This is a genomic window from Allobosea sp. ASV33 (genome assembly GCF_016428755.1).
Classification (GTDB): domain Bacteria; phylum Pseudomonadota; class Alphaproteobacteria; order Rhizobiales; family Beijerinckiaceae; genus Allobosea.
In genome coordinates, this window is record NZ_JAELTI010000070.1 from 22,605 (window position 1) to 29,069 (window position 6,465).

The 6,465-nt window shown below is 67.7% G+C and carries 5 protein-coding genes; 2 read left to right on the top strand and 3 right to left on the bottom strand.

Going from position 1 to position 6,465, the window contains the following annotated elements; translation table 11 throughout:
• The first annotated feature begins 17 nt into the window (after nt 1–17).
• Entirely contained in the window at nt 18–2,090 is a 2,073-nt protein-coding gene (locus JHD80_RS18770; protein ID WP_199090505.1) for a 3-hydroxyacyl-CoA dehydrogenase NAD-binding domain-containing protein, read from the top strand.
• Nucleotides 2,091–2,208: 118 nt separating this feature from the next.
• Here the strand turns inward: JHD80_RS18770 and JHD80_RS18775 are convergent, their stop codons facing one another.
• The gene (locus JHD80_RS18775; protein ID WP_199090507.1) at nt 2,209–2,889 is read right to left on the bottom strand and encodes a nitroreductase; all 681 of its coding nucleotides are present in this window, start codon (nt 2,887–2,889) and stop codon (nt 2,209–2,211) included.
• 6 nt (nt 2,890–2,895) lie between these two features.
• Nucleotides 2,896–4,605, bottom strand: coding sequence for a lysine--tRNA ligase (locus tag JHD80_RS18780; protein WP_199090509.1), 1,710 nt, complete (start codon nt 4,603–4,605; stop codon nt 2,896–2,898).
• Between the two features lie 208 nt (nt 4,606–4,813).
• On the opposite strand from JHD80_RS18780, the gene JHD80_RS18785 reads away from it, so the two are divergent.
• Complete coding sequence (locus JHD80_RS18785) at nt 4,814–5,974, top strand: amidohydrolase (RefSeq protein ID WP_199090511.1); 1,161 nt, start codon at nt 4,814–4,816, stop codon at nt 5,972–5,974.
• A gap of 3 nt (nt 5,975–5,977) precedes the next feature.
• Here JHD80_RS18785 and JHD80_RS18790 read toward each other — a convergent pair.
• Nucleotides 5,978–6,465 (bottom strand): transporter substrate-binding domain-containing protein (locus JHD80_RS18790; RefSeq protein ID WP_199090513.1); only part of this gene is annotated, 488 nt, incomplete at its 5' end.

Sequence of the window (6,465 nt, forward strand, 5' to 3'; positions counted from 1 at the left end):
GGATTGCGGAGACGTCGATGACGAAGGTTCAGCTTGAGGTTCGCGGCAAGGTCGCGATCGCCACCATCGACAATCCGCCGGTCAACGCTCTGAGCGCGGCCGTGCGCGAGGGGCTGGCCAGGGCGATCGCGCAGGCCAATGCCGATGCCGCCGTCGCCGCGATCGTGATCGCTTCCGCCGGCAAGGCCTTCATCGCCGGGGCCGATATCAGCGAGTTCGGCAAGCCGCCGGCCCCGCCGCTGCTGCCCGATCTGCTCGATGCGATCGAGGCCTCGAACAAGCCGGTCGTCGCGGCGATCCAGGGCGTCGCGCTTGGCGGCGGGCTCGAGGTTGCGCTGGCCTGTCATGCCAGAGTGGCGCTGCCGGGTGCCAAGCTCGGCCTGCCCGAGGTCAAGCTCGGGCTGATCCCCGGCGCCGGCGGCACGCAGCGCCTGCCGCGCCTGATCGGGGCCGCCAAGGCCTTCCCGATGATGCTCTCGGGCGAGCCGATCCTGGCGGGGCTCGCGCTCGACTATGGCCTGCTCGACGAGGTCGTCTCCAGCGATGTCGTCACCGCGGCGATCCGGCTGGCCGGCGCGCTGGCGGCTGAAGGGCGCCGCCCGCTGACCAGTGAAGCCGTCGGCGCCTTGACCGATGCCGATCGCGAGGCCTTCGAGGCGCTGGCCAAGGAGGCCCTGAAGAAGGCCGAGGGCATGCCGAACGTGCCGGCGCTGGTCGAGGCCGTGCGCGCGAGCTTCACGCTGCCTTTCGCCGAGGGCGTGGCCGTCGAGCGCAGGCTCTTCCTGTCGCTGCTCGTCGACGAGCGTTCGAAGGCGCTGCGCCATGTCTTCTTCGCCGAGCGCGAGGTCGCTAAGGTACCGGGCATCGGGCCGGAGGTGAAGCCGCGCGAGATCGCCAGCGCCGCCGTGATCGGCGCCGGCACGATGGGTGGCGGCATCGCCATGTGCTTCGCCAATGCCGGCATCCCGGTGACGCTGATCGAGACGGCGAAAGCTGCGCTCGACAATGGCATCAACCGCATCGGTGCGATCTACGACATCTCGGTGTCGCGGGGATCGCTGACGCCAGAGGCGAAGGCGAAGCGCATGGCGCTGATCAAGCCGGCGGTCGGGCTCGCGGCTGCGGCCGGCGCCGATATCGTGGTCGAGGCCGCATTCGAGGAGATGGGCGTCAAGCAGCAGATCTTCAGCGAGCTCGACAAGGTGGCGAAGCCCGGCGCGATCCTGGCCAGCAACACCTCCTATCTCGACGTGCCCACGATCGCGGCGGCGACGAAGCGTCCGCAGGACGTGATCGGCATGCATTTCTTCAGCCCGGCCAATGTCATGAAGCTGCTGGAGATCGTCCGACCGGCAGGCTCGGCCGACGATGCGATCGCGACCGCGGTCGAGCTCGGGCGCAAGCTCGGCAAGGTGCCGGTGGTGGTCGGCAACGGCTTCGGCTTCGTCGGCAACCGCATGCTGGAGCAGCGCACCCGCGCTGCCGAGCGCCTGCTGGTCGCGGGCGCCCTGCCGCATGAGGTCGATGCGGCGCTGGTCGGCTTCGGCTTCAAGATGGGGCCCTTCGCCATGGCCGATCTCGCCGGTAACGACATCGGCTGGCGCTCCCGCAAGGCGCGGGGCCTGAAGGCCGCCGTGGCGGATGCGATCTGCGAGGCCGGCTGGTTCGGCCAGAAGACTGGGCGCGGCTATTACATCTATCCGCAAGGCGCCCGCGCCGGGCAGCGCTGCCCCGAGGTCGAGGCGCTGATCACCCGCATCTCGGCCGAGCAGGGCGTGACGCGGCGCTCCTTCACGCAGGAGGAGATCCTGGCCCGGCTGCTCGATCCCATGGTGAACGAGGGCGCGCGCATCCTGGAAGCGGGCATCGCAGCCCGGCCGGGCGACATCGATATCGTCTGGATCAACGGCTATAACTGGCCGGCCTGGCGCGGCGGGCCGATGTTCTGGGCCGACAGCGTCGGGCTCGACGTGATCGTGAAGCGGCTGGAAGCGCTGGCCGCCGAGACCGGCGACAAGGCGCTGGAGCCGGCGCCTTTGCTCAGGCGGCTTGCGGCCGAGGGCAAGGGATTTGCCAGTCTGAAGGGATGAAGCCGCAGGCTCGTCATGCTCGGGCTCGACCCGAGGATCTCATGCCGAAAGGGGCGGGGCCTCATTCTGCAAGAGATTCTCGGGTCTGCGCTTTGCTCGGCCCGAGAATGACGACAGCTTACTCCAGCCAGGTCGTGAAACCCTCGACCGGCTCGCGCTCCGGCACGAGACGGTTGGCCGGTGCGTCGGGATCGGCCTTGCCGATGGCGATGCCGCAGACCACGACCTCGTCCTCGGGTATCGCCAGTTCGCGCCGGACGATCGGGTGGAACTGCGCGAAGATCGCCTGCGGGCAGGAATCGAGGCCATGGCCCTGCGCCGCGATCAGCAGGGTCTGGATGAACATGCCGAGATCGAGCCAGGAGCCGATCTCCAGATCGCGGTCGATGGTCAGCATCAGCGCGACCGGCGCATCGAAGAAGCGCAGGTTCGCGGCGGTCTGGCGCTTCATGCCCTCGGTATCGCCCTTGGTGACGCCGAGCAGGCCGTAGAGGTCCCAGCCGACCTTGCGGCGGCGCGCCAGATAGGGCTCGCGGAACTGCGCGGGATAGTAGCGGTACTCCTCGACGCCGGGACGCTCGCCGGATTCGACGGCGGCGAGCAGCACGGTTTCGAGCCGCGCCCGCGTCTGCGGGCCGATCACCCTGAGTTTCCAGGGCTGCATATTGGTGCCGGAAGGGGCCTGCGCCGCCAGATCGATCAGGCGGCGCACCAGTTCGGGGGCGACCGGCTCCGGCAGGAAGGCACGAACGGCGCGGCGTGAGCGGATCGCGCGGTCGACGGCTTCGGGCCCGGTCATCGTTCGTCAGCCTGCCTTGCGTGCGTCGAGGAAGGCCGCATGATCCCGGACGAGATCGCCGGCCAGCGCCTTGGCGATCAGGGCGCGGGTGTTGGGCAGCCCGTAGATCGCCGCGAAGGAGCCGAAGCGCGGGCCCTGATCCTCGCCGAACATCACCTGGTAGATCGCCTTCCACCAGTCGCCGGAGACGCCCGGGCGTTCCGGCGTCGCGTTCTTGGCCGTGAGGTTCTGGTAGCGCGGGATGGCGCGGGCGACGTCGAGCGCCGTGTCCTGCACCATCTCGGGCGTCGGGTCGGCCGGCAGGGCGGCGAGCGCAGCGTCGAGCTTGGTGAAGGCGTCGCGCTCGACCTCGTCGGCCGGGCGGTAGCTTTTCGCCGGCTTTACGAAATCGCGGAAATAGGCGATCGCGTAGCCGACCAGCGCATCGAGCCGCGGATGCGTTTGCGCCGACATGCCCGGCGCATAGCGCTGGAGGAAGCCCCAGAGCACGGCCTTGTCCTCGGAATTCGCGACGGCGACGAGGTTCATCAGCAGGCCGAAGGTGACCTGAGTCCTGACCGCGTTGTCGCCTTCGCCGGAGGCGATGACCTCCGGCGCGGGGGGATTGCCGGCATGGATGTGCCAGACCGGGTTGCCGAGGCGGTTCTTCCAGTCCTGCTTCTCGTAGCCATTGAGGAACTGGAGGTATTCGTCGACCGCGCGCGGGATCACGTCGAAATGGAGCTTCTTGGCCTCACGCGGACGCTGAAACATGTAGAGCGCCAGGCTTTCCGGCGGGCCATAGGTCAGCCAGTCCTCGATGGTCAGGCCGTTGCCCTTCGACTTTGAGATCTTCTGGCCCTGCTCGTCGAGGAAGAGCTCGTAGTTGAAGCCTTCCGGCGGCGTGCCGTCGAGCGCGCGGGCGATCTGCGAGGAGACCTTAACGGAGTCGATGAGGTCCTTCCCGGCCATCTCGTAGTCGACGCCGAGCGCGACCCAGCGCATCGCCCAATCCGGCTTCCATTGTAGCTTCACATGGCCGCCGGTGACGGGCGAGACGAAGCGCTCCTTCGTCTGCGGATCGGTCCAGGCGATGGTGCCGGCCTCGACATCGACCTCGTCGATCGGCACCTGCATGACGATGCGCGTCTGCGGGTGGATCGGCAGGAAGGGCGAATAGGTCGCGGCCCGCTCCTCGCGCAAAGTCGGCAGCATGATCTTCATCATGGCGTCGTAGCGCGCGAGCATCTTGAGCAGCGTCGCATCGAACTCGCCGGCGCGGTACGAGTCGGTCGAGGACTTGAACTCGTAGTCGAAGCCGAAGCTGTCGAGGAAGGCGCAGAGCCGCGCATTGTTGTGCCGGCCGAACGAGTCATGCGTGCCGAACGGATCCGGCACCTCGGTCAAGGGCTTGCCGAGATTGGCCGCGAGCAATTCCTTGTTCGGCACGTTGTCCGGCACCTTGCGCAGGCCATCCATGTCGTCGGAGAAGGCGACGAGCCGGGTCGGGATCGTGTTGCCGGTCAGCACCTGGAAGGCATGGCGGACCATCGAGGTGCGCGCGACCTCGCCGAAGGTGCCGATATGCGGCAGGCCCGAGGGGCCGTAGCCTGTTTCGAAGATCACCGATTTCTTGCCGGATTTCTCGATGCGGGCCACGAGCTTGCGCGCCTCCTCGAACGGCCAGGCGGCCGAACGCTGGGCGGCGTCAACGAGGGCTGCGTCGAAGGCGGGCATGAGGGGCGGTGTCCTCTCCTGAGTGAGACAGCGATATCGCAAGAGCGAAGAAGGGCTTTCGCAGATTGCGAAGGGCGCCGTCAATGCGAGAAGGCGGTTGAAATGCGGCAAACGAGGGTGCGGCCCTCGCGCAAAGCTCCTTGCCGGCTTCCTGTGGGCGTATAGGTTTGCACTCGCCTTTTTCCAGTTCGACTATGCCTTCGAAAGGATGCCCGCCTTGGACCGCGACCTGCTCGACAAGCTGACCGCCTGGCGACGACATCTCCACGCCCATCCCGAGCTCGGACGGCACGAGAAGATGACCAGCGCCTTCGTGCAGGAGAAGCTGACCGAGCTCGGCGTGCCCTTCGTCGCCAATGTCGGCGGCTATGGCGTGGTGGCGACGCTGAGGAAGGGTTCGTCCGAGCGTACAGTGGGCTTGCGCGCCGATATGGATGCGCTGCCGATCCAGGAGGTCAACGATCTCCCCTACAAGTCCAAGACGCCGAACGTGATGCATGCCTGCGGCCATGACGGGCACACCACCTCGCTGCTCGGCGCGGCCGCGCTGCTCAAGGCCGATGACGGCTGGAGCGGCACGGTGCAGTTCGTCTTCCAGCCGGCGGAAGAGGGCACGGGCGGCGCGCTCGCGATGCTCGAGGACGGCGTGCTGGAGCGCTTCCCCATGGAGCGCGTCTTCGCGCTGCATAACTGGCCGGGGCTGGAGGCTGGCACCGTCGCGGTGCATCGCGGGCCGGTGATGTCCGAGCCCGGGCGTTTCAAGATCACGCTGACCGGCAAGGCCGGGCATGCGGCGCTGCCGGAGCAGACCCATGACCCGATCGTGGCGATGGGCCATCTCATCGTCGCGCTGCAGACGATCGTCTCGCGCAATGTCGACCCGATGGAATCGGCTGTCGTCTCGATCGGCCAGGTCCATGGTGGCCTCGCCTCCAACCAGATCCCGACCAATGTCTTCATCGAGGGCACCTTCCGCACGTTCGTACCGGCTGTGCGCGATCGTTTGCTTTCGCGCCTCAAAGGCATCGCCGAGAACATCGCCGCGACCTTCGAGATGACGGCGGCGGTCGAGTTCACTTATGGCGCCGCCACGATCAACACGCCGGCGGAAGAAGACATGGCCGCTGCGGCCGGCGAGGCGGCCGGGCTTCCCGTGCGGCGCGACATGAAGGCCAGCACCACCGGCGAGGATTTCGCCTATTTCCTGGAGAAGCGGCCGGGCTGCTATATCTGGATGGGCAACGGTCCTGCGGTGAACGGCGGCGCCTTGCACAATGATCGCTACGATTTCAATGACGCGATCCTGCCCGCGGCGTCCGGCTGGCTCGCGGCCGTGGCGAAGCAGGCGCTGGTTAGCAACGCGCCGTGACGGTCAATACGGACTGACCGGGAAGAAGCGCAGATAGAGGCGGGCGTAGCTCCCGTCGTCCCAGAGGCTCTGGAGCGCGTAATCGATCGCGCGCTTCAGGGCGGGGTCATCCTTGCGCAGCAGGAAGGCGACACCCTCGCCAAAATAGCGGCTTTCCAGATAGGGGCCGCCGGAGAAGGCGAACTCGCCGCCGCTGCCGGCGAGCGCCAGCGACAAGGCCACACCGTCGCCGAAGACGTACTCCGCCTCGCCGCTGCGGAGCGCCGCAATCGCGGCATTCAGATTCGTACTCTCGCGCCGCTGCACGAAGGGCATGAGCTGTTCGAGGAAGGCCTGGTGGGCCGTGCCGGAGACGACCGCGACGCGCCGTCCCTGGAGGGTCGTTCCGTCGAGCGCTGCCCGGGCATTGCCGCGCGTGGTCATGAAGCGGGCGGGGGCGCGGAAATAGAGATGGCTGGCGGCGAAGCGCTCGCGCAGGGCCGGGGTCAGGT